The organism is Kitasatospora sp. HPM-01-4, assembly GCF_051374625.1.
In the GTDB taxonomy this organism is placed as follows: domain Bacteria; phylum Actinomycetota; class Actinomycetes; order Streptomycetales; family Streptomycetaceae; genus Kitasatospora.
Window position 1 is genome coordinate 397,206 of sequence record NZ_JBPQGP010000005.1, and the last position, 24,285, is coordinate 421,490.

Sequence of the window (24,285 nt, forward strand, 5' to 3'; positions counted from 1 at the left end):
CGGGCACCGCCACGCCGCCGTCCACGGCCGCACCCAGCGCGGCCAGATCGGCGAACTTCTCGGCGCCGGTGCCGACCGCTCCGAGCGAATCCGCGCCGAGCAGCGCCCAGCGGCCTGCGGGCGCGGCCGAGACCGGCAGGGAGGTCCACTCCACCCGGAACAGCGAGTCCACGAGCCCGCCCGTACCGCGCACCTGCTCTGCGGCGATCTCACGCGAGACCAGCGACTCGACCGAGGCGACCGGCTGCCCGGACTCGTCCGCGAGCAGCAGCGACGCCGTGTCCTCGCTGATCTCGGACAGTCGCAGGCGCAGTGCGGCGGCACCGGTCGCGTACAGCGTCACGCCGTTCCACGAGAACGGGATGCGGGCCTGCCGGGGGCCGTCCGCGCCTTCGGGGCCGGTGATGTCGAGGCCGAGGGCGTGCAGTGCGGCATCCAACAGCGCGGGGTGCAGGCCGTAGCGCTCGGCGTCCTCGTGCTCGCTCTCGGGCAGCCGGAGCTCGGCGTACACCTCCTCGCCCTTGCGCCAGGCGGCGCGCAGGCCCTGGAACACCGGACCGTAGCCGAACCCGGCGGCGGCCAGGCGCTCGTACAGGTCCGCCACCTCGACCGCGACCGCACCGGCCGGGGGCCACTCCGCCAGTTCGAACGAGGCCTGAGCCTGGGCACCCGGTGCGAGCACACCGGTGGCGTGCCGCGTCCAGGGCTCCTCCGCGAGCGCGTCCTCGGCCCGCGAGTGCAGACTCAGCGAACGTCGACCGCTCTCGTCCGCCGCGCCCAGCGCCAGCCGCAACTGGACGCCACCACGCTCGGGCAGCACCAGCGGCGCCTCCAGCGTCAGCTCCTCCAGCAGCCCGCAGCCGACCTGGTCACCGGCTCGGATGGCCAGCTCCACGAAGGCGGTACCCGGCAGCAGCACACTGCCCATCACCGCGTGATCGGCCAGCCACGGGTGCGACTGCACCGACAGACGACCCGTGAACACCACACCGTCGGAATCCGGCAGCTCCACACTCGCACCCAGCAGCGGATGCCCGGCCGAACCCAGCCCGATCGACGCGACATCGCCCATCGCCAGGATCGGGGTACGCGGCCAGTAGCGCTGGCGCTGGAAGGCGTAGGTCGGCAGGTCCACCCGACGGGCACCCTGACCGGCGAAGACCGCCTGCCAGTCGACGGCCGCACCACGAACGTACGCCTGGGCGACAGCGGTGGTCAGCGTCTGCGCCTCGGGACGGCCCGCGCGCAGCAGCGACGCGAACACCGCGTCCCCGGTCACACACTCCTGGCCCATCGCGGAGAGCACCCCGTCCGGGCCCAACTCCACGAACGTACGGACGCCCTCAGACTCCAGGCTCTGGATAGCGTCGTGGAAGCGGACCGTATCGCGGACGTGGCGCACCCAGTACTCGGCGGTGCGGATCTCCTCCGCGATCCCACCGGTGAGGGTGGACACGATCGGAATCCTCGGCTCGCCGAAGGCCAGACCCTCGGCGATCGTACGGAACTCGGAGAGCATCGGCTCCATCAGCGGCGAGTGGAACGCGTGGCTGACGGTGAGCCGCTTGGTCTTGCGACCCTGCGCCGCCAACTGCTCGGCCGCCGCCAGAACGGCATCCTCGGCACCCGAGATCACCACCGAGGTCGGCCCGTTGACCGCCGCGATCCCCAACTCCTCGGTCAGCAGCGGCAGAACCTCATCCTCCGAGGCCTGCACCGCCACCATCGCACCACCAACCGGCAGCGCCTGCATCAACCGACCACGAGCCGCCACCAGGGCAGCGGCATCCGCCAGCGACAGCACACCCGCCACATGCGCGGCAGCGATCTCACCGATCGAGTGTCCGGCCAGCACATCCGGCCGCAGGCCCCACGCCTCGACCAGCCGGAACAGCGCCACCTCGACCGCGAACAGCGCCGGCTGCGTGAACCCGGTCTGATCCAGCCCCTCGCCCGCGAACACCACCTCACGCAGCGGACGGTCCAGGTGCTGGTCCAGGTGCGCGAACACCTCGTCCAGCGCATCCGCGAACACCGGGAACGCCTCGTACAACTCAGCGCCCATACCAGCCCGCTGGCTCCCCTGCCCCGTGAACAGGAACGCCACCCGACCATCAACCACCGTGCCCCGCACCAGGTTCGCGGCCGACTCACCGGCCACCAGCGCACCCAGCCCGCTCACCAGCTCCGCGCGCTCACCCGCGACCACCACCGCACGACGCTCCAGCGCCGCCCGCCCAGTCGCCAACGAATAAGCCACATCCACCAGTTCGGCATCACCCGCAGACAGCAACCGCTCCGCCTGCGCCCGCAGCGCCACCTCACCCCTCGCCGAGAACACCACCGGCACCACCGACGGCGACACAGCCGCCTCAACAGCCACCGTCTCGACCACCGGAGCCTGCTCCAGGATGGCGTGCGCGTTCGTGCCGCTGAAGCCGAAGGACGACACGGCGGAACGCCGCGGCTCTCCGGTCTCGGGCCACTCGGTGAGCTCGGCGAGCAGTGAGACCGCACCGGACGTCCAGTCCACGTGCGGGGTGGGCTCGTTGACGTGCAGGGTCTGCGGCAGCACACCGTGCTGCATGGCGAGCACCATCTTGATGACGCCGGCGACACCTGCGGCGGCCTGCGTGTGGCCGACGTTGGACTTCACCGAACCCAGCCACAGCGGCTGCTCGTCCGAGTGCTCCTGGCCGTAGGTCGCCAGCAGGGCCTGCGCCTCGATCGGGTCACCCAGCGCGGTACCGGTGCCATGCGCCTCGACCGCATCGATCTGGCGGGCGGTCAGACCAGCGTTCTCCAGCGCCTGCCGGATCACCCGCTGCTGCGAAGGGCCGTTCGGCGCGGTAAGACCGTTGGACGCACCGTCCTGGTTGACGGCGGAGCCGCGCACCACCGCGAGGACCGGGTGACCGTTGCGACGGGCGTCCGACAGCCGCTCCACCAGCAGCATGCCCACGCCCTCGCCCCAGGCGGTACCGTCCGCCGAGGCGGCGAACGCCTTGCAGCGGCCGTCGGCGGAGAGCCCGCGCTGGCGGCTGAAGTCGAGGAAGGTGTCCGGGGTGGCCATCACGGTGACACCACCGGCCAGCGCCAGGGTGCACTCTCCGTTGCGCAGCGCCTGCACCGCGAGGTGCAGCGCGACCAGCGAGGAGGAGCAGGCGGTGTCGATGGTGACCGCCGGGCCCTCAAGCCCGAAGGTGTAGGAGAGGCGGCCGGAGACCACGCTGGCCGCCGTACCGGTGCCGAGCTGGCCTTCCAGCTCCTCCGGGGAGTTCATCAGCAGGGCGAGGTAGTCCTGGCCGTTGGTGCCGGCGAAGACACCGGTACGGCTGCCGCGCAGCGTGGCCGGGTCGATGCCCGCGCGCTCGAAGGCCTCCCAGGAGGTCTCGAGCAGCAGGCGCTGCTGCGGGTCCATCGACAGGGCCTCGCGCGGCGAGATCCCGAAGAACGCCGGGTCGAACTCGGCGGCGTCGTAGAGGAATCCGCCCTCGCGGGTGTAGATCTTGCCGACCTGGTCGGGGTCCGGGTCGTACAGGGTCTCGACGTTCCAGCCCCGGTCGGTCGGCAGACCGGCCATCGCGTCGCCGCCGGAGACGAGCAGCTGCCACAGCTCCTCGGGTGTGGTGACACCGCCCGGGAATCGGCAGCTCATCGCGACGATCGCGATCGGCTCGTCGTCGGCGACGGCGAGGGCGGCGGCCGGGGTCGCGGTGGCGGAGGCGCCGCCCAGCAGCTCGGAGCGGAGGTGCTCGGCGAGGGCGGTGGCCGACGGGTAGTCGAAGACCAGTGTGGTCGGGAGGCGGAGGCCGGTGGCGGCGTTGAGTCGGTTGCGCAGCTCGACGGCGGTCAGCGAGTCGAAGCCGAGCTCCTTGAACGCCCGCCCGGCCTCCACCGACTCCGCGCCGGAGTGGGCGAGGACGGCGGCGACGTTGGTCCGGACGAGGTCGAGCAGGAGGCGCATCTGCTCGGCCTCGGACAGGCCGGCCAGGCGTCCGGCCTGCGAGGTGGTCGCGGCGGCGTCCGTTCCGCCGGCGGCGGACACCGCCTGGCGGGCCTCGGGAATCTCGTTGAACAGCTCGCTCGCCCGGGCGGCCGTCATCGCGGGGAGGAACCGCTCCCAGGCGATGTCGGCGACGGTGAGCGCGAAGTCGCGCTGATCCAGGGCCTGCTGGAGGGCGGCGATCGCCAGCTCGGGGGTCATCGGCGGGACACCCTCGCGGCGCAGCCGCTCTTCGAGGGTGCGGTCGGTGGCCATGCCGCTCCCGGCCCAGGGGCCCCAGGCGATCGAGGTGGCGGCCAGACCGTCCGCGCGGCGCTGCTCGGCGAGCGCGTCCAGGAAGGCGTTCGCGGCGGCGTAGTTGCCCTGACCCGCGCTGCCGACCGAACCGGCGATCGACGAGAACAGGACGAACGCGGAGAGGTCCGAGGTCAGCTCGTGCAGGTTGAGCGCGGCGTCCACCTTGGGACGGGCCACGCTGGCGAACCGCTCGGGCGACAGACCGTCCACCATGCCGTCATCCAGCACACCGGCGGTGTGGAACACCGCCGAAACCTCGACGGTGGCGAGCAGCTCCGCCAGCGCCTCACGGTCGGCCACATCACACGCGGCCACCGTGACGGTTGCGCCCAACTCGGCCAGCTCATCGCGCAGTTCGACCGCACCGGGAGCATCCAGGCCCCGGCGGCTGGTCAGCACCAGGTGCTCGGCTCCGTTACGGGCCAGCCAGCGCGCGACCTCCGCACCCAGCGCCCCCGTACCACCCGTCACCAGAACCGTCCCGGACGGCTTCCAGGCCACGGACTCACCACGCGCGGCCCGCACCAGACGACGGGCGAACACACCCGACGCCCGCACCGCGACCTGGTCCTCGCCACCCGCCAGCACACCCGCCAGCCGCGACAGCGCACGCTCGTCCAGCACCTCCGGCAGGTCGACCAGTCCGCCCCAGCGATCGGGGTGCTCCAGTGCCACCGCCCTGCCAAGCCCCCAGACCTGAGCCTGAGCCGGGCTGCCGAGCCGGTCGCTGCGACCGGTCGACACCGCACCACGCGTCACACACCACAGCGGAGCAGCGATACCGGCATCGCCCAGCGCCTGGACAAGAGTCGCCGTGAGCGCGGCAGTCCCGTCCTCGCCCAGGGCGAGCAGGGACAGCACACCCGCGACCGCCGTCCCGTCCGCGACCGCGCCGCGCAGCAGCTCGGCCATCGCACCGCGATCGGCGCCGACCGGCTCGACCCGGCGCACGTCCACACCACGGCCGGACAGCATCCCGACCACGGCCGCCGCAGCGGCGTCCTCGGCCGGAGCCACCACCAGCCACGTCCCCGACAGCACACCGGAGACGGCCTCACCCACCGGCTTCCAGCTGTCGCGGTAGCGCCAGCCGTCCACCGTGGACTGCTGCCGGCTCTGCCGGCGCCAGGCCGACAGAGCCGGCAGCACCGAGCTCAGCGGCTGGTCCCCGTCCAGGTCGAGCGCCGAGGACAGCGCCTCCAGGTCGCCCCTCTCCACGGCCTCCCAGAAGCTCGCGTCCACCGCGTCGACGACGGCCGCTCCGGCGACCGGGGCAACCGTGTTCTCCAGCCAGTACCACTGCCGCTGGAACGCGTACGTCGGCAGGTCCACCCGGCGGGCACCCTGGCCGCCGAAGAACGCCTGCCAGTCCACCGTGACACCACGCACGTAGGCCTGCGCGAGAGCGGTCGTCAGTGCGTGTACCTCGGGGCGGTCGCCGCGCAGCAGCGGTGCGAACACCGCGGCCTCGCTCACGCACTCCTGGCCCATCGCCGAGAGCACCCCGTCGGGGCCCAACTCGACGAAGGTACGGACGCCTTCACCCTCCAGTGTCCGCACCGCGTCGTGGAAGCGGACCGCCTCGCGGACGTGCCGCACCCAGTACTCGGGCGAACGCAACTCGTCAGCCGAAGCCGCTCGGCCCGTCAGCGTGGAGACGACCGGGATGCGCGGCTCGGCGAAGGTGAGCCCCTCGGCCACCGCCCGGAACTCGGCGAGCATCGGCTCCATCAGCGGCGAGTGGAAGGCGTGGCTCACCGTCAGCCGCTTGGTCTTGCGCCCATCGGCGGCCAGCCGCTCCGCAACCGCCAGCACCGCCTGCTCGGTACCGGAGATCACCACCGAGGTCGGCCCGTTGACGGCGGCGATCCCCACCTCACCGTCCAGCAGCGGCAGTACCTCGTCCTCCGAGGCCTGCACCGCCACCATCGCACCACCCGAAGGCAGTTCCTGCATCAGGCGGCCGCGAGCGGCCACCAGCACAGCGGCGTCCGCCAGCGACAGCACACCTGCCACGTGCGCGGCCGCCAGCTCACCGATCGAGTGCCCGGCCAGCACGTCCGGCCGCAGGCCCCACGACTCGACCAGGCGGAACAGTGCCACCTCGATCGCGAACAGCGCGGGCTGCGTGTACCCGGTCTGGTCCAGCCCCTCGCCGCCGAACACCACGTCACGCAGCGAACGGTCCGAGTGCCGGTCCAGCTCGGCGCAGGCCGCGTCGAACGCCTCGGCGAAGACCGGGAACGCCTCGTACAGCTCGGCGCCCATACCGGCCCGCTGGCTGCCCTGGCCCGTGAACAGGAACGCCAGCCGTCCTCCGGCCACCGATCCCCGCACCACGTCGGCGGTCGGCTCACCGGCCGTCAGCGCGCCCAACTGCCGCAGGTAGTCCTCGGGTTCACCGGCGACGACGACGGCGCGGTGCTCCAGCGCCGCCCGGCCGGTCGCCAGCGAGTAGGCGACGTCGGCCGGGGCGAACCCGGGCTCGTCGTCGAGGTGCGAGAGCAGCGCCAGCGCCTGGTCCCGCAGGGCGTCCTCGGTCTTGGCCGAGATGACCCACGGCTGGACGGCGGGCGCCGGACGCGAGGCGGATTCGGTCGCCTCCGCCGCCGGCGCCTGCTCGATGATGGTGTGGGCGTTGGTGCCGCTGAAGCCGAAGGAGGAGATGCCGGCGCGGCGCGGCTGTCCGGTCTCCGGCCACGGCCGGGCCTCGGTCAGCAGCTCGACCGCGCCCGAGGACCATTCGACGTTCGGCGAGGGCTCGCCGAGGTGGAGGCTCTTCGGCAGGGTGCCGTGCCGCATGGCCATCACCATCTTGATGACGCCCGCGACACCGGCGGCGGCCTGGGTGTGGCCGATGTTGGACTTCAGCGAACCCAGCCACAGCGGACGGTCGTCCGAGTGTTCCTGGCCGTAGGTGGCGAGCAGGGCCTGCGCCTCGATCGGGTCACCGAGCGTGGTGCCGGTGCCGTGCGCCTCGACCACGTCGACCTGGTCGGCCGCCAGGCCCGCGGAGGCCAGCGCCTGCCGGATCACCCGCTGCTGGGAGGGGCCGTTCGGTGCCGTCAGACCGTTGGACGCACCGTCCTGGTTGATCGCACTGCCGCGCACGATCGCCAGCACGGGGTGCCCGTTGCGGCGCGCGTCGGACAGCCGCTCGACCAGCAGCATGCCAGCGCCCTCGGACCAGCTGGTGCCGTCGGCGACGGCGGAGAAGGACTTGGAGCGGCCGTCCTTGGCCAGGCCGCGCTGGCGGCTGAAGTCGATGAACGCCTCGGGCGTGGCCATCACGGTCACACCGCCGGCCAGCGCCATGGTGCACTCGCCCTGCCGCAGGGCCTGCACGGCGAGGTGCAGCGCGACCAGCGAGGAGGAGCAGGCGGTGTCGACGGTGACCGCCGGGCCCTCCAGGCCGAAGGTGTAGGAGAGGCGGCCGGAGGCGATGCTGCCCGAGGTGCCGGTACCGAGGTAGCCCTCGACGCCGTCCGGCACCGCGCCGATCCGGGTGGCGTAGTCGTGGTACATCACACCGGCGAAGACGCCGGTACGGCTGCCGCGCATGGTGGCCGGGTCGATGCCGGCCCGCTCGAACGCCTCCCAGGAGACCTCCAGCAGCAGTCGCTGCTGCGGGTCCATGGCCAGGGCCTCACGCGGGCTGATACCGAAGAACGCGGGGTCGAAGAGGCCGGCACCGTGCAGGAAGCCGCCCTGGTCGGCGTAGCTGGTGCCGGGGTGGTCCGGGTCCGGGTCGAAGAGGTGGTCGAGGTCCCAGCCGCGGCCGGCCGGGAACTCCGAGATCGCGTCGGTGCCTGCCGTGACCAGCTGCCACAGCTCTTCGGGCGAGGTCACGCCGCCGGGGTAGCGGCAGCTCATACCGACGATGGCGATCGGCTCGTCGTCCACCCTGGGCGCCGGGAGCTGGGCGGAGGCGGTCGTGTGGTCGGCGCCGGCGATCTCCGAGCGCAGGTACTCGGCCAGTGCGGCGGGCGTCGGGTAGTCGAAGATCAGGGTCGGCGGGAGCCGCAGACCGGTGACGGAGTTGAGCTCGTTGCGCAGCTCGACCGAGGTCAGCGAGTCGAAGCCGATCTCGTTGAACGCCCGGCCCGCCTCGATCATCTCGGGCGAGGCGTGGCCCAGGACGGCGGCCACGCGGACCCGCAGCAGTTCGAGGATCTCGCGGTCCAGCTCGGCCTCGGACAGCCCGGCCAGTCGGCGCATCAGTTCGGAGCCGCCGGCGGCGGCCGCACGCGCGGCCCGGCGGGACGGGGTGCGGACCAGTCCGCGCAGCAGGGCGGGGAGGGTACCGGCGGCCGCCTGCGGGCGCAGCGCGGCGAGGTCGAGCCGCATCGGGACCAGCAGGGCCTCGTCGCTGCCGGTGGCGGCGTCGAAGAGGGCGAGGCCCTCGGTGTCGGACAGGCCGGTCATGCCGGAGCGGGCGAGCCGCTGGAGGTCGGCGGCGTCGAGGGTTTCGGCCATGCCGCCCTCGGCCCACAGGCCCCAGGCGAGGGCGGTCGCGGGGAGGCCGGCGGCGCGGCGGTGGGCGGCGAGGGCGTCCAGGAAGGCGTTGGCGGCGGCGTAGTTGGCCTGGCCGAGTCCGCCGAAGGTGCCCGCGTTGGAGGAGAAGAGCACGAAGGCGGTCAGGTCGAGACCGGTGGTGAGCTCGTGCAGGTTGAGCGCGGCGTCCACCTTCGGGCGCAGCACGGTGTCGATCCGCTCGGGGGTGAGCGCGGTGATGATGCCGTCGTCCAGCACGCCGGCCGTGTGCACCACGCCCGTCAGCGGGAACTCGGTGGGAACGGACGCCAGCACCTGCGCCAGCGCCGCCCGGTCCGCGACGTCGCAGGCCGCCACCGCCACCGACGCACCCGACTCGGCCAGTTCGGCGACCAGTTCGGCCGTACCCGGCGCATCCGCACCTCGGCGCGAGACCAGCAGCAGACTGCGCACTCCGTGCTCGGCCACCAGGTGACGCGCGACCAGGGCGCCCAGCATCCCGGACGCACCGGTGATCAGCACCGTGCCGTCCGCGTCGAACACCGGCCGCGCCACCGAGGAGGGCACGACGGCGCGCGCCAGCCTGGGCACCCGTACGACGCCCTCGCGGACCGCGAACTCCGGCTCTCCGGAGGCCAGCGCGCCTGCCAGGACCTCGACCTGCATGCCCTGGGCGTCCAGGTCGGCCAGCACCAGTCGGCCGGGGTTCTCCAGCTGTGCGGAGCGCACCAGGCCCCAGACCGGCGCGTGGACGAGGTTCTCGCCGCCGGCCGCCGCGCCACGGGTCACCAGGACCAGGCGCGAGGAGGCGAACCGCTCGTCCGCCAGCCACTCCTGGACCACATCGAGCACACCGTGCAGGGCGGTACGGACGGCTGAGGCGGTGTCGGCGGCCGAGTCGGCGCCGTCCAGGGCGAGGAACACCTCGCCCGGCAGCGGCAGTCCGGCGTCCACGGCCGCGCCGAGCGCCGCGAGATCGGTGTGGCTCTCGATGCCGGTACCGAACGGGTCGGCGCCGAGCACGGCCCAGCGGCCGCCGCCGGTCGCGGCCGAGACCGGCAGCGTCATCCACTCCACCCGGAACAGCGAGTCCATCCGGCCGCCGCGGGCGTCCTGGAGCTGCTCCTCGGAGATCTCGCGCAGGGTGAGGGAGTCGACCGTCATCACCGGCTGTCCGGCGCCGTCGGCGAGTTGGAGGGCGACCTCGCCGCGGCCCAGCGGGGTGACCCGCAGGCGCAGCGCCCGGGCTCCGGTGGCGTGCAGGGTGACGCCGTTCCAGACGAACGGCAGACCGCCCCGGACCGCGCCGTCGGAGCGGTCGGCGCCGAGCGCGTGCAGTGCGGCGTCCAGCAGGGCGGGGTGGAGGCCGAAGCGGTCGGCGTCGCCCTGTGCCTGCTCGGGCAGTTCGATCTCGGCGAAGATCTCGCCGTCGCGCAGCCAGGCGGCCCGCAGGCCCCGGAAGGCCGGTCCGTAGCCGAAGCCGGTCTCGGCCAGGCCGGTGTGGATGTCCTGGACGTCCACCGGGTGGGCGTCGGCGGGCGGCCACTGGGCGAGTTCGAACGGGGCGCGGGGGCCCGCGGTGGTGAGTACGCCGGTGGCGTGCCGGGTCCAGGGCTCCTCGGCCTGGGCGCCCTCGGGCCGGGAGTGCAGGCTGAAGGAGCGGCTGCCGTTCTCGTCGGCGCCGCTGACCACGATCTGGAGCTGCACGCCGCCCTGTGCGGGCAGCAGCAGCGGTGCTTCGAGGGTGAGTTCCTCGACCAGGTCGCAGCCGGTCTGGTCGCCGGCCCGGACGGCGAGCTCGACGAAGGCGGTGCCGGGGAGCAGCACGGTGCCCATGACCGCGTGGTCGGCGAGCCAGGGGTGGCTGTCGAGCGAGAGCCGGCCGGTGAACAGGAAGCCGTCCACGTCGGCGAGCGAGACCACGGCGCCGAGCAGCGGGTGGTCGGCGGTGCCGAGGCCGATCGAGGCGGCGTCCCCGGTGGGGCTGCCGGCGTCGAGCCAGTACCGTTCGCGCTGGAAGCCGTAGGTGGGCAGGTCGACGCGGCGGGCGGACCGGCCCGCGAAGACGCCGTCCCAGTCCAGGGCCGCGCCCCGGACGTGCGCCTGGGCGACGGCGGTGGTGAGCGTCCTGGTCTCGGGGCGGCCCGCGCGCAGGAGCGGTACGAAGACCGCGTCCTCGCCGGCGCTCTCCTGGCCCAGTGCGGTGAGCACGCCGTCCGGGCCCAGCTCCAGGAAGGTGCGGGCGCCCTCACGCTCCAGGCTCTGGACGGCGTCGTGGAAGCGGACGGCCTCGCGGACGTGGCGCACCCAGTACTCGGGGGTGCGGATCTCATCGGCGGCGATGATGTCGCCGGTCAGGGTGGAGACGATCGGGACGGTGGGCTCCCGGTAGGTCACCACCTGGGCGCAGCGCCGGAATTCGGTGAGCATGCCGTCCATCAGCGGCGAGTGGAAGGCGTGGCTGACCGTGAGCCGCTTGGTCTTGCGGCCCTGGGCGGCGAGCTGCTCGGCGATCGCCAGGACGGCCTGCTCGGCGCCGGAGACGACCACCGCGGCGGGGCCGTTGACGGCGGCGATGCCGACCTCGCCGGTCAGCAGCGGCAGGATCTCGGCCTCACTGGCCTGGAGTGCCACCATCGCACCGCCGGTGGGCAGTTGCTGCATCAGGCGGCCGCGGGCGGCCACCAGCAGTGCGGCGTCTTCCAGTGACAGCACGCCCGCCACGTGCGCGGCGGCGAACTCGCCGATCGAGTGTCCGGCCAGCAGGTCCGGCCGCAGGCCCCAGGACTCGACCAGGCGGAACAGGGCGACCTCGATCGCGAAGAGCGCCGGCTGGGCGTAGGCGGTCCGGTGGATCAGTTCGCCTTCGGCGGAGCCCTCGGCGGCGAACAGGACCTCGCGCAGCCGGCGTTCGAGCTGGAGGTCGAGGTAGCCGCAGGCCTGGTCCAGTGCCTTGGCGAACACCGGGAAGGTCTCGTAGAGTTCGCGGCCCATGGCGAGGCGCTGACTGCCCTGGCCGGTGAACAGGAAGGCCAGTCGGCCGTCGGTGGCCGTGCCCTGCACCAGGCCCGCCGCGGCGTTGCCGTCGGCGAGGGCGTCGAGGGCGTGCCGGAACTCCTCGCGCTCGCCGGCCACCAGGACGGCGCGGTGCTCGAAGCCCGCACGGGTGGTGGCGAGGGAGTGGCCGAGGTCGGCCGGGGTGTGCTCGGTGTGGGCGTCCAGGTGGGCGCGCAGGCGCTCGGCCTGGGTGCGCAGCGCCTCGGGAGTCCTGGCGGAGAGCACCCAGGGCAGCAGCGCGGGCGCGTCGTCGTGGTCCGGCCCGGCCGTGGGCTCGTCGACCGCCGGGGCCTGCTCGATCACGGCGTGCGCGTTGGTGCCGCTCATACCGAAGGAGGAGATGCCCGCGCGGCGCGGCTGACCGGTCTCCGGCCACGGCCGGGCCTCGCTCAGCAGCTCGACGGCTCCCGAGGTCCAGTCGACGTGCGGGGTGGGCTGGTCCAGGTGCAGGGTGCGCGGCAGGACGCCGCTGCGCATCGCCATGACCATCTTGATGACGCCGCCGATACCGGCGGCGGCCTGGGTGTGGCCGATGTTGGACTTCAGCGAGCCGAGCAGCAGCGGACGGTCCGCCGGGTGCTCCTGGCCGTAGGTGGCGAGCAGCGCCTGCGCCTCGATCGGGTCGCCGAGACGGGTGCCCGTGCCGTGCGCCTCGACCGCGTCGACCTGGTCGGCCGTCAGTCCGGCGTCGGCCAGGGCCTGCCGGATGACGCGCTGCTGGGACGGGCCGTTGGGGGCGGTCAGGCCGTTGGAGGCGCCGTCCTGGTTGATCGCGGTGCCGCGCACGATCGCCAGCACCGGGTGGCCGTTGCGCTGCGCGTCGGAGAGCCGCTCGACCAGCAGCATGCCGACGCCCTCGCCCCAGGCGGTGCCGTCGGCGGCGGCGGCGAAGGGCTTGCAGCGGCCGTCGGGGGCGAGGCCGCGCTGGCGGCTGAAGGCGATGAAGGAGCCGGGGTTGGCCATCACGGCGACGCCGCCGGCCAGGGCGATGCCGCACTCGCCGCGGCGCAGCGACTGGACGGCGAGGTGCAGCGCGACCAGTGAGGAGGAGCAGGCGGTGTCGATGGTGACCGCCGGGCCCTGGAAGCCGAAGGTGTAGGAGATGCGGCCGGAGGCGACGCTGGCGGCGTTGCCGGTGACCAGGTAGCCCTCCATGCCTTCGCCGGCCTCGTGCAGGCGCGGGCCGTAGTCCTGGGCCTCGGCTCCGATGAAGACACCGGTGCGGGACTCGCGCAGGGTGCCCGGGTCGATGCCGGCCCGCTCGAAGGCCTCCCAGGAGGTCTCCAGGAGCAGCCGCTGCTGCGGGTCCATGGCGAGGGCCTCGCGCGGCGAGATGCCGAAGAATCCGGGGTCGAAGGTGTCGGCGTCGTGCAGGAAGCCGCCGTGCTGCGCGTAGCTGGTGCCGGGGTGGTCCGGGTCCGGGTCGTAGAGGCTGCCGAGGTCCCAGCCGCGGCCGGCCGGGAAGGCCGAGATCGCGTCGACGCCGTCGGCGACCAGCTGCCACAGCTGCTCCGGGGAGTGGACGTCGCCGGGGAACCGGCAGGCCATTCCGACGATCGCGACGGGCTCGTCGTGAACGGGTGTGTGGAATTCGTCAGGGCCGGTTTCGGCGGTGATTCCGAGGATTTCCGTGCGCAGGTGCCTGGAGAGCGAGGCGGGGGTCGGGTGGTCGAAGACCAGGGTGACCGGGAGGCTCAGTCCGGTGGCCGCGGTGATCCTGCTGTGGAGGTCGACGGCGGCCAGCGAGTCGAATCCGAGTTCCAGGAACGGCCGGTCGGCTCCGACGGCGGCGGACGACTTTCCGCGCAGGGATTCCCTCGCCTGGTCGAGCACCAGGTTCAGCAGCAGCCGCCGCTGTTCCGCCTCGGGCAGTTCGGCCAGCTTCTGCCGCCAGGACGGGAATTCTTCCGGCTTTCCGGCATCCGCACCGTCCGGCTCCGAAATGAAACCCTCGGACTGGTTCATCATCACGCGCTCCACTACCCGGCAGACGGTATCCAAGACCTTTGGTCAGCCTGTCATGGGCGGCAAGCACCAGAAAGCCCCTAAGGGACCCCTAAGCACCCCTACGATTTCGACCGGCGACCCCTGTTTTCCGGGGCCGCCGGTCGGCGTGGTCATTCTGCGGATCAATCCCTGGGAATTGTTCCCGGGAATCGCCCGACAATACCTCGTCGGGGCGTTCCAGGAAATCCGCTTCAGTAGTCGCGTTCCAGGAAGGGTGTGAGCAGCCCGGGTACCGCCTCCTCGGCGAAGGCCAGTCCCTCCTCGGCGGCCAGGTCGCGGACCCGGTACGCGCCGCTGCCGGCCGCCGTGGTGGCGGTGAGGGTGAGCAGACCCGAGCGGCGCTGGAAGACCGACCGGCTGACGGTCAGTCCGATGATGCCCTCGCGGCGCAGCGCGACCGTGCGATGGGCGAAGGTGCCCGCCCGGGCGACCAGGTAGCCGTCTGACAGGCCGTGGCCCAGGGTGCGGTAGGCGTCCTGGGCCAGCAGCCAGCCGGCGGGCAGCAGGACGGCGGCGGTGATCCCGGCCGCGGTGAGGAAGCCGGTGCGCCAGGCGCCGGGCAGCCAGATGGCGGGCACCGCGAGCGGCGCCACGGCCAGGGCGGTCACCAGCAGCCCCCGGTTGACGCGGCGGCGCAGCGCCGTTCTCGGGTGCGGGCGCAGCCGGGCGAGGGTGGTCGGGGAGTCCTGCTCGCCGAGGACGTCGGCGGCCACCCGGATGATCTCGGCGCGTGGCGCGGGCGGCATCAGGGCGCCTCGTTTGCGGTTCTCCTCGGCCGAGCCGAGGCCGCTGGCGACCGCGTGCAGGCGGGCGCCGCCGCCCCAGCGCAGCATCATGGGTTCGACCACCTCGATGCCGCGCAGTCGCCGTTCCTCGATCGAGACCGAGCGGTGGATCAGCAGGCCCCGGCGGACCCGGAGGATGCCGCCGTCCTCGCGCTCCAGCCGGAACCCGGACCAGCCCTCGACGTAGAGGCCGACCGCGCCGATGGTGCCGAGGACGGCGATGGCGAGCAGCAGGGCCGGGATGCCGAGCCACAGCGGGACCGAGCTGAAGGCGGCCACCAGGTCGTGGACGATGCCGAGTTCGAGCGGGTCGATCTGCATCTCGTGCAGGGTGCGGTAGCTGATGCCGAGTACGGCGAAGAGCCCGCCGACGCCCCAGATGGTCAGGGGTGCGTAGCGCAGCCAGGAGCGCTGGAGTTCGGCGATCGGGGTGTTCTCCTCCGGCGCGGCGGCGTCCGGGTCGGCGAGCAGGGCGGCGCGCCGGTTGAGCAGGTCCTGCCGCAGTGCGGTGGCCTGGCCCCGGGTGACGCCGTCCAGGGAGAACTTGCGGTTCGACGAGCCGCCGTGGGCGGCGGCGCCGATGCTGACCGAGGCGAGTCCGAAGACCCGGTACAGCGGGCGGGCGGTGATGTCGGCGCTGCGGATGCGGTCCAGCGGGATGGAGCGGCGGCTGCGGAAGAGCAGGCCCGAGCGGAGTTCCAGGCGCTGATCGGTGATCCGGTAGCCGGTGGTGAGGAAGCGCATCAGGTTGAGGCCGGCCACGATCGCGAAGGCGACGGTGAAGGAGCCGAGCGTGATCAGGGCCTGCAGGTTGAGCTTTCCGCCGGTGCCGATCAGGGTGCCGGTGCCGGTGACCACCGGGGCGAGCAGCCAGCTCAGGTGGACCGGTATCAGTCGCGGGCTGAGCCGCTGCCAGGCCGCCTCGGTCTCAGTACTCACGTCGCGTCCCCCGGGGTGGCCTGGGTGGCCTGGGTCAGGTGTTCCACCACTTCCAGGGCCTTGCGGTGGTCGATCCCGCGGATCTTCAGATCGCCGGCGGCCGAGGCGGTGGTGACCTTGATTCCGGAGAGCCCGAACAGCTGCTCCAGCGGGCCGCGTACGGTGTCCACGGTCTGGATCCGGGACAGCGGCGCCACCCGCCACTTCTGCCAGAGCCAGCCGGTGGCGGTGTAGACCGCCTGGTCGGTGGTCTCCCAGCGGTGGACCCGGTAGCGCCACAGGGGCATGACGACCATGTACGCGATCCCGGGCAGCGCGACCGCCAGGAAGATCCAGCCGAAGACGAAGCGGGCCGGCGGGATCAGGAGGTACAGGAGGCCCACGACGAGCATGGTGGGAACGGGGATCAGCGAGGCCTGGACGGTCCACCAGGCGATGGCACGACGCTCCACCCGATGCCGTGGCGGTCGAAGCCGGAGGGTTTCCAAATGACGCACGCTCAGATCCTAACGAGTGCTATCGGGCGGTGATCCGGAGCCGACGGCGGCGGTTCATCACGACCACCGTCCGTGCGAGCACCGTTGCGAGAGCCATCAGTACGAGCGAGTTGGAGAACACCTCGGGGCCGCTGATCCGGTACTTGACGGCGAACTTGATGATGTCGGCGGTGTACCAGTGCTCGATTCCGTAGACGAAGAGCACCCGGGCCGCCGACATCACCAGCCAGAACAGTGCATACAGCACTCCGGCCCTGGTGTAAACCTGACCGCTGGAATCCCGGTGCGCCGGCAGCATCGCACCGGCGGTCAGCCCGAGAATGACGCCGATCCCGACCCCGACGAGTTGCAGCGACAGATCGTTCCCGTCGAGTTTCGGCGTGTGGAAGAACAGCACCATGACGACCGCCACCGCTATCAGCGGCCGGATCAGCCGCATTGTGGTGATGCGCCGGCGGCCGAGGTCGCTGGCCAGAATGACCACCAGCACCGTGCCGCTGACCACCAGGGTGATCATGAATCCGCTCATCGCGCCCGCGCTCCAGATGACTTGTCAGCCGATGGTTTCCGCCGCTGTTTCCGGCTGTTCTCAGGCTAGGCAGCGAGCGGACGGCCCGAAACAACCTGCCAGTTGAACCGGCTGTCCACCGATCGGTGGACAGCCGCCGGCGGCCGGGGCCCCGGGCGTGCGGTGCGGCCGGCGGACCGGCCGTGGTAGGACTGGTCAGCGTGCCGTCCCGAACCGCCCCTGACCAGCCCCCGCTCGATCGGCCCTCGGCCGGTCCGTCCCCCGCCGATCGGTCCGCCACCGATCGGTCCGCCGTCGATCAGTCCGGCACCGATCAGTCCGTCTCGGAAGCGACCGAACGCCTGGACCCGGTGGTCCGCTGGTTCGGGCTCTGGGACGCCTACTTCGGCCTGTCCTACCTGGTCACCACCGGCCTGCTGCTGACCTCCCCGGGCCCGCCGGGCCGCCTGGCCGGGGCGATCGCCGCGCTGACCCTGATCGTCCCCTGGTACGCCGGGTTCGGCCGGCCGCTGATGCTCGGCGGGACCAAGTCCGGGCGCCGCGGCCGGTGGTTCGCGCTCGGGCTGATCGCCCTGTTCGGCCTGGCCACCGCGCTCGACGTCAGCAGCGCCTTCGCCCTGTTCGCGATCTGCCCGATGCTGCTGATGTCGCTGCCGTCGGCGCCCGGGATCGTGGTGGTGCTGCTGGCCAACCTCCTTCCGCTGGTGATGGTCTGGGCCACCAGCGGCGACCCGGGGTCGGCCGTGCTCGGCATCCTGCCGACCACCCTGCTCGGCATCGCGCTCGCGGTCCTGCTCGGGCTGTGGATCACCAGGGTGGTGGAGCAGAGCCGCGACCGCGCGCGGCTGATCGAGGAGTTGGAGCTGAGCCGGGAGCGGGTGGCCCACCTCTCCCACCAGGCCGGGATCGCGGCCGAGCGCGAGCGGCTGGCGCGGGAGATCCACGACACCCTGGCACAGGGACTGACCAGCATCATCGCGCTGATCCAGGCCGCCGACTCGGAACTGGAGGACTCGCCCGAACTGGCCCGCCGGCACCTGGCGCTGGCCGCCCGCTCCGCCACCGACAACCTGGCCGAGACCCGCGGCTTCGTCGCCGCCCTGACGCCGGTCGCCCTGCGCGGCAACTCCCTCGGCGAGGCCGTCCGCCGCCAGGGCGAGACCCTGGCCGCCGAGACCGGCCTCGCCGTCGACTACCGCGTCAGCGGTACCGAGTTCCCGCTGCCCACCGCGGTGAGCGTGGTACTGCTGCGCACCGCCCAGGAGGCGCTGGCCAACATCCGCAAGCACGCCGGAGCCGAACGCGTCTCGCTGACGGCCGAGTTCACCGACGCCTCGGTACGGCTGCTGGTCGAGGACGACGGCCGCGGCTTCGCCCCGGAGCGGGAGGACGACCACGGCTACGGGCTGCGCGGAATGCGCGCCCGGGTGGCCGAGATCGGCGGCACGGTCGAGGTCGACAGCTCCCTCGGCCGGGGCACCGTGGTCGATGTCCGCGTCCCGCTGGGCTGACCGCCCGTTCAGGCTCCGCCGGCGGCCTCCCCCAGCAGCTCCGCCGCCGCGTCGATCGCGGCGGTGAGCGCCTGCGGGTCGGGGCTCAGGGCGCTGAGGATGCGGTCGATGCCGCGGAGTCCGGCACGGTCCAGCAGGGTCTTCTCGTTGGTGACCCACTCGCCCCGGGCCGCCAGGACCGCGTGCGCCGCCTGGCAGGCCGCCGAGGCGATGGCCCCGGCGCAGTCGGTGAGGTGCCCCCGCCCGGCGTGGGCGGCCCGCGCGTAGTCGAGGGTGAGCCTGGCCCCGCCCCACCACTGCCCCGGCGCCTGCCGTTTCAGCGCCTCGGGATACCCGGGCCTGGGCAGCACACCGTGCAGGACCTGGTTGCCGGCCAGCTCCGCGACCACGATGTAGCTCGGCACACCGGCCAGGTGGAACAGCAGCCGCTCGACGTGGAAACGGCCCTCGCGGGCCTCGGCGAGGTGGTGCTCGACCTCGTCCAGATCCCGGTAGTGCACATCGACGCGCCGGCCGCGGACCTCCAGCCAGCCACCGCCGTTGAACACTCCGCCGCCCCATCCGCCGATCTCGGAGACCTCTCCCGGCCAGCCCACGGCCCTCAGGTCCTGCGGGGAGAACGCCCCTCGGTAGTACACCGCGAAGTCCCAGTCACTGTCGGGCCGGTGCTTTCCGGCGGCCCGCGAGCCGCCCAGCGCGACCGCTTCCACGGTCGGCAGCGCCGCCAGCTCGGCCGTGACGTGGTCGAGGAATGATTCGTCGTCCTGTGCGTGCATGGGCGTGAGCCTAGGGGCACCGCTCACCCGGCGCCGGTCCTTTTCCCGGCCACCGCTCGGATACGCCCTGCGGCGGGCGGCGATCCCGGCCGCCTACACGGGCCGGACCGGCCGCTGCCCCCGTACCGGCCCGCTCCGGCCGGTACGGGGGCAGCGTGGTCGCAACCGTCCGCAGGCTTGCGCCTACTGCTCGTCGTCGATGTCGTCCCTGAGGTCGTCCAGGTTCTGTTGGCCCTGTTGCTGTGCCTGGGAGGCCTTCTGCTGGGCTTCGTCCTTCTTCGGGCTCTTCCCCAGCATCTCCTTGGCTTCTTCCTCAAGCTGCTGGGCCTTGTCCCTGAACTTGTCGCCAATCCCCATGATCACTCCAATGCCGTGGTGTTCGGGGGCGTTTTCCACGCTTGCACGCCTCCCCCGGCCCCGCACCTCGGCACCCCTGCCGGGGCCGGGGCCCGGCCGGTGGCCCGGTCGCCGGGTACGGAAGGATGCGGCTGGACAGCACCGAGCCCCCGGAGGCAGCCGATGACCCCGCAGCCGATCACCGTCCTGATCGCCGACGACCATCCCGTGGTACGGGAGGGGCTGTCGGCGATGCTGGAGTCCGCCCCGGGGATCTCGGTGGTCGGGATGGCGGGGGGCGGGGAGGAGGCGGTGGTGCTGGCCGCCTCGCTCGATCCGGACGTGGTGCTGATGGACCTGCGGATGGGGGCGATGGACGGGGTCACCGCCACCGCCCGGATCCTGGCGCACTCGCGGCGCCCCAAGGTCGTGGTGGTCACCACCTACGAGAGCGACGCCGACATTCTGCGCGCGGTGGAGGCCGGTGCCGCCGGGTACCTGCTGAAGGGCAGTTCGCGCTCCGACCTGATCGAAGGCGTCCGGGCCGCGGCACGGGGCGAGACCGTGCTCTCCCCCGCCGTCGCGGGCAGGCTGTTCCGCGCCAAGGCACAGGAGCCGCAGGCGCTTTCGGGACGGGAGCGCGAGGTGCTGCTACTGGTCGGACGCGGGCTGACCAACGCCGACATCGGCCGTCAACTGCACATCGGTGAGGCGACCGTGAAGACTCATCTGCTGCGGGTCTTCAAGAAGCTCGACGTCTCGGACCGCACGGCGGCGGTGCTCGCCGCGATGGAGCGCGGACTGCTGGACTGACGGATCGTCAGGCGGCGGCCTGCGCGAGTTCGGTCATCTTCCGCTTGTCCGGCTTGCCGTTGCGGTTGAGCGGGAACTGCTCCAGCACCACCACCCGGTTGGGCTGCTCGTAGACCGGCAGCAGCTCGGCCAGGAACTCCCGCCAGTAGCCGGCCTCGCGCAGTTGCTCGTCCTCCACGAAGAAGACCAGGCTGCTGCCCCGGCGCTCGTCGGGCAGCGGGACGATCCGGGTGGAGCAGCCTCCGGCGGCGGCCTTGCGCTCGACGATCTCGGGATAGAGGGTGTAGCCGTTGCGGTGGACCGCGAACTTGCGTCCCAGCACGAAGAGGTTGCCCTCGGCGTCGAGGTAGCCGAGGTCGCCGGTGCGGAAGACCTGCTGGTCGACGGGGTCGATGCCGCCGTCCTGGGTGAGGTAGCCGATCATCACGTCGGGGGTCTCCACCAGGAGCTCGCCGACCTCGCCGGCCGCGAGTTCGCGGTCCTCGTCGTCCACCACCCTGATCCGCAGGCCGTCCATGGCCTGGCCGCAGGAGACGGGGTTGTCGCAGGTCGCGAAGGCCACGTTGCCGGCCTCGGTGCTGCCGTAACTGTCCAGCAGCGGCAGGCCGAAGCGCTCGACGTAGCGGTCCACCAGCGCCTGGTCCAGCGGGGCCGCGCCGCTGCAGAACATCCGGACCGCCTCCAGTGAGGAGGTGAGCTGCGGGCGCTGCCCCAGGATGGTGAGGATGCTGCGGTAGGTCGCCGGGGTCGCGTCGATGACGGTCGCGCCGAAGTGCCCGGCCATCCGCAGGGCGCGGTCGGCGCGCTTGTAGGGGGCGACCACCAGCGAGCCCTGGACGATCCAGGCGATCAGCACCATGGACAGGCCGTACTGGTGCGAGAACGGCAGCAGCGGCAGCAGCACGTCGTCGGCGTTGTGGCCCATGTGGTGCGCGTTGCGCTCGAGGTTCTTCAGGAACCGGCCGCCGTTCTTGACGATGCCCTTGGGCTCACCGGTGGATCCGGAGGACCACATGATCAGGGCGTCGTCCAGAGCGCACCAGGCGTCGAAGCAGAGCTTGCGGTCGGTCACCTCCAAGTCCGGTGCGGACGCGAGGAGTTCGTAGAGGTAGACCGGGTCGGCGTCGGCGGGCACCGGGGCGTCGTCGTCCACCAGCACCACCTTGGTCCCGGCCCGCCGGATGATGGCGGCGGTGGTGTCCTGCTTCTCCTGCTGGTCCACCAGGACGATGGAGGCTCCCACGTGCATCAGGGCGAAGAGGACCGAGACGTAGGCGATCGAGTTCCCGGCCTTGAACAGCACCCGCTCGCCGAGCCCGACTCCCCGCTCCCGCAGCACCTGCGCTATCCGCAGGGTGTCCCGCTCGAACTCGGCGAGCGTCATGACCGACGTCTCCGCAAGGATCTTTGCCGCCATCGGCTTCTCTTCCTTCTCGTGCCCGGCGGCCGGCGCCGACAGTCGCGGTCGCGGCATCCGACGAGCAGATCTGTGTTTTCGAGTCCTGCGGGCGCGGCGAGGCGCACCTCAGGAGTGCAGTACGGTGATCGCCGTGACCACCAGGCCGTCCTCGGCCAGCCAGCGGCCCTCGAACCCCGGCAGCCGCCGGCCCTCGACCACTGGTCCCGGTACCAGCAGGCGGGCGGTGAAGGTGCCGTCGGCACCGAAGGCGAGGGTCGCCTCGGAGAAGTCGAGCATCACGCCCATCAGCGGGAACCACGCCTTGTAGACGCTCTCCTTGGCGCTGAACAGCAGCCGGTCCACGGACACGGCCGGGTCGGTGGCGGCCAGCTCCCTCAGCCGGGGCAGTTCCTCGGGGCGGGCGATCGCCTCCAGTACGCCCTCGCGCAGCGGCGCGTTGGGCTCGGCGTCGATGCCGATGGTGAGCACCTCGGCGGCCGGGGCCAGCGCGGCGGCCCGGTAGCCGAGGCAGTGGGTCATGCTGCCCACCACCTGTTCCGGCCAGCGCGGTGCGCCCCGCTCACCGGGCAGCAGCGGGGCGGCCGGATGTCCGAGCTCGGCCAGCGCCCGCCTGGCACAGGCCCGTACCGCGCGGAACTCGCCCTGCCGGCGCGGCACGGACTGCCGGATGTGCGCCGCCTCCTCGGGGAAGAGCTCGATCGGCTCGTCCTCGGCCCTCGTCTCGGCCGAGGCCACCTGTGCCGGGAGAATGCGTTCTATCACCGTGCCACCTCCGGGAATATCTGACGCAGACCGCTCGGGGCGGCACCGCCCCGGCGGCGCCACTCCCGCGGATAGCCCACCGAGACCTCCTCGAAGCGGACGCCGTCGTAGTGGGTGACCCGGGGGATGTGCAGGTGGCCGTAGACGACCGCCGCGACGTTGAAGCGGGTGTGCCAGTCGGCGGTGGCGGTGGTGCCGCACCACTGCGCGAACTCCGGGTAGTACAGGACGTCCGTGGGCTGGCGGACCAGCGGGTAGTGGTTGACCAGCACCGTCGGCACGGCCGGGTCGCAGGCCGCCAGGCGCTCCTCGGTCTCGGCCAGCCGCGCCCGGCACCAGGCCTCCCGGCTCGGATAGGGGTCCGGGTGCAGCAGGTACTCGTCGGCGCAGACCACACCGGACTCGTGTGCGCGGGCCAGCGCCTGCTCCTTGGTGACGGCACCGACGGGCCGGAAGCTGTAGTCGTACCCGACGAAGAGCGGGGCGATCCTGAGCGGCCCGGCCTCGCCCTGCCAGACGGGGTACGGGTCCTCGGGGGTGTGCACGCCCAGGCCCCGGCAGAGCTCCACCAGGTGCCGGTAGCGGGCCACTCCGCGCAGCTGCACCGGGTCGCTGGGGTGGGTCCACAGTTCGTGGTTGCCGGGCGCCCAGACCACGGTGGCGAAGCGTTCGGTGAGCACGCCGAGCGCCCACTCGATGTCCGCCACCAGTTCGCCGATGTCACCGGCGACGATCAGCCAGTCCTCGGGGCCGCGCGGGTGCAGGGCGCGGACGATCTCGCGGTTCTCCTGGTAGCCGATGTGCAGGTCACTGGTGGCGAACAGGGTGCCACCCGGTCCACTGGAGCTGTTCGACAAGGGTGCTGCCTTCCGGTCGCGGGCCGTCAACTGATGGGCCGAAGGGCCGACTCTGGTGCGATCGTCGTGGTGGCGAAGTTGTCCACGGTGCACTTGAGGCGGCGCAGCAACCGGTCCCGGCCGACCACGCTGATCCGCTCCACGCCCTGGGCCGCCAGGGTGTCGACGATCCCGGGCCAGCGCATCGGGTGGACGTAGCCGCCGAGGATCCACTCGCGGGCCTGCTCGGCGGTGGTGACCAGCGTGCCGTCCTGGTCCGAGACGATCGGGATCCCGGGGTCGCTGAACTCGTGGTCGCGCAGGACCTCGTCGATCCGGTCGCGCAGCGGACCGAAGATGCCCGCGTGGGCGGGCGGGCGCATGGTGTAGAGGGAGTAGCCGCCGACCGCGCCGATCCGCCCCTTGAAGCCGTCCAGGGCCCGTTCGCTCAGCGAGACCATGTACAGGTCGTGGTCCAGGTACGAGGAGATCTCGAACCACTCGTCGGCGGCGGTGAGTTCGGCGAGCAGCTCGTCCAGGGTCTCACGCGGGACCTTGACGAAGGAGTGGGTGACGATGTCGCTGTGCTGCTCGGTGAAGTAGTCGTGTTCGCACCGGGCGGTCTCGGCGACCAGCCGGACGGCCCGGTCGAAGGGGAGCACGCCGGCGTGGGTCGCGGCGGCCATCTTGCCGAAGCTGACCCCCGCGCAGTAGCCGTCGGGTTCGGGCCGGGACCTGCGGTTCCACTCGACCAGCGCGAGCGAGGTGACGAAGGAGGTCACCTGGGCGACCTCGGCGTAGTCGTCGTCGCTCTCGCGCAGGGCGTCGAAGACGCTGTAGCCGAGGACCTCGTCGGCGACGGCGAAGCGCTCCCTGGCCTCGGCGTTGACGATCATGAATCTGCCGAAGTCGGCGAACCGCGAAGGGCCCATGGCGGGGAAGACGGTCGCACTGCTCCGCGGCTCTCCGGTCGTCATCTCAGCCCGTTCTCTCAGCGGTTGTCATCGCGTTCGAGCCTAGCCAGCCGCGCTCCTTCCGCTACCCCTGTCCGCTCCCCTAGGCCCCCCTAAGGGCATGTCCGACGGTTCACGTCGGATCAGCACGTGACGTCGGGTGCCCGGCTGGGCGCGCCGCCCGCACGGCCGTCGGCACCCTTCGGGTGCGGACCAACGCTTCTGGACAGCGCAAATACGTTGGGGTAGGGGCGAGTTAGGGGTTGT

The 24,285-nt window shown here is 72.4% G+C and carries 12 protein-coding genes (1 of these 12 cut by a window edge); 2 read left to right on the forward strand and 10 right to left on the reverse strand.

What is annotated here, in order from left to right; all coding sequences use genetic code 11:
• The 4 genes from ACSMTC_RS02110 to ACSMTC_RS02125 form a co-directional block, all read right to left on the reverse strand.
• Nucleotides 1-13,819, reverse strand: partial view of a type I polyketide synthase gene (locus ACSMTC_RS02110; RefSeq protein ID WP_436557895.1) — the start only. It extends 20,705 nt beyond the left edge of the window; 13,819 of the gene's 34,524 nt are visible here — the first part of the coding sequence; its start codon is at nt 13,817-13,819; its stop codon lies off the left edge, out of view.
• A 233-nt stretch (nt 13,820-14,052) separates the two neighbouring features.
• The gene (locus ACSMTC_RS02115; RefSeq protein WP_436557896.1) at nt 14,053-15,585 is read right to left on the reverse strand and encodes a PH domain-containing protein; all 1,533 of its coding nucleotides are present in this window, start codon (nt 15,583-15,585) and stop codon (nt 14,053-14,055) included.
• Entirely contained in the window at nt 15,582-16,082 is a 501-nt protein-coding gene (locus ACSMTC_RS02120) for a PH domain-containing protein (protein ID WP_436557897.1), read from the reverse strand. The genes ACSMTC_RS02115 and ACSMTC_RS02120 overlap by 4 nt, the downstream gene beginning before the upstream one ends.
• Before the next feature lie 19 nt (nt 16,083-16,101).
• Nucleotides 16,102-16,611: a hypothetical protein gene (locus tag ACSMTC_RS02125; RefSeq protein WP_436557898.1), complete on the reverse strand. Its 510-nt coding sequence runs from the start codon at nt 16,609-16,611 to the stop codon at nt 16,102-16,104.
• A gap of 200 nt (nt 16,612-16,811) precedes the next feature.
• Here ACSMTC_RS02125 and ACSMTC_RS02130 point away from each other — a divergent pair, with 200 nt between their 5' ends.
• Nucleotides 16,812-18,122 (forward strand): sensor histidine kinase, encoded by a 1,311-nt coding sequence (locus ACSMTC_RS02130; protein ID WP_436557899.1) that lies wholly within the window; start codon nt 16,812-16,814, stop codon nt 18,120-18,122.
• An 8-nt stretch (nt 18,123-18,130) separates the two neighbouring features.
• Here the strand turns inward: ACSMTC_RS02130 and ACSMTC_RS02135 are convergent, their stop codons facing one another.
• Together ACSMTC_RS02135 and ACSMTC_RS02140 are read right to left on the reverse strand one after the other, a co-directional pair.
• Nucleotides 18,131-18,898, reverse strand: coding sequence for a nucleotidyltransferase family protein (locus ACSMTC_RS02135; protein ID WP_436557900.1), 768 nt, complete (start codon nt 18,896-18,898; stop codon nt 18,131-18,133).
• A 183-nt stretch (nt 18,899-19,081) separates the two neighbouring features.
• Nucleotides 19,082-19,294: a hypothetical protein gene (locus ACSMTC_RS02140; protein ID WP_436557901.1), complete on the reverse strand. Its 213-nt coding sequence runs from the start codon at nt 19,292-19,294 to the stop codon at nt 19,082-19,084.
• 123 nt (nt 19,295-19,417) lie between these two features.
• Between ACSMTC_RS02140 and ACSMTC_RS02145 the strand changes: the two genes are divergently transcribed.
• Nucleotides 19,418-20,047 (forward strand): response regulator, encoded by a 630-nt coding sequence (locus ACSMTC_RS02145; RefSeq protein WP_436557902.1) that lies wholly within the window; start codon nt 19,418-19,420, stop codon nt 20,045-20,047.
• 7 nt (nt 20,048-20,054) lie between these two features.
• Here ACSMTC_RS02145 and ACSMTC_RS02150 read toward each other — a convergent pair whose 3' ends face one another.
• The 4 genes from ACSMTC_RS02150 to ACSMTC_RS02165 form a co-directional block, all read right to left on the reverse strand.
• Nucleotides 20,055-21,464 (reverse strand): class I adenylate-forming enzyme family protein, encoded by a 1,410-nt coding sequence (locus tag ACSMTC_RS02150; RefSeq protein ID WP_436557903.1) that lies wholly within the window; start codon nt 21,462-21,464, stop codon nt 20,055-20,057.
• Between the two features lie 108 nt (nt 21,465-21,572).
• Nucleotides 21,573-22,229 carry a 4'-phosphopantetheinyl transferase family protein gene (locus ACSMTC_RS02155; protein WP_436557904.1) on the reverse strand — a complete coding sequence of 219 codons (657 nt, stop codon included), beginning with the start codon at nt 22,227-22,229 and terminating at the stop codon, nt 21,573-21,575.
• Entirely contained in the window at nt 22,226-23,086 is an 861-nt protein-coding gene (locus tag ACSMTC_RS02160) for a metallophosphoesterase family protein (protein WP_436557905.1), read from the reverse strand. The genes ACSMTC_RS02155 and ACSMTC_RS02160 overlap by 4 nt, the downstream gene beginning before the upstream one ends.
• A 26-nt stretch (nt 23,087-23,112) precedes the next feature.
• Complete coding sequence (locus ACSMTC_RS02165; protein WP_436557906.1) at nt 23,113-24,042, reverse strand: ACP S-malonyltransferase; 930 nt, start codon at nt 24,040-24,042, stop codon at nt 23,113-23,115.
• Nucleotides 24,043-24,285: the final 243 nt, after the last annotated feature.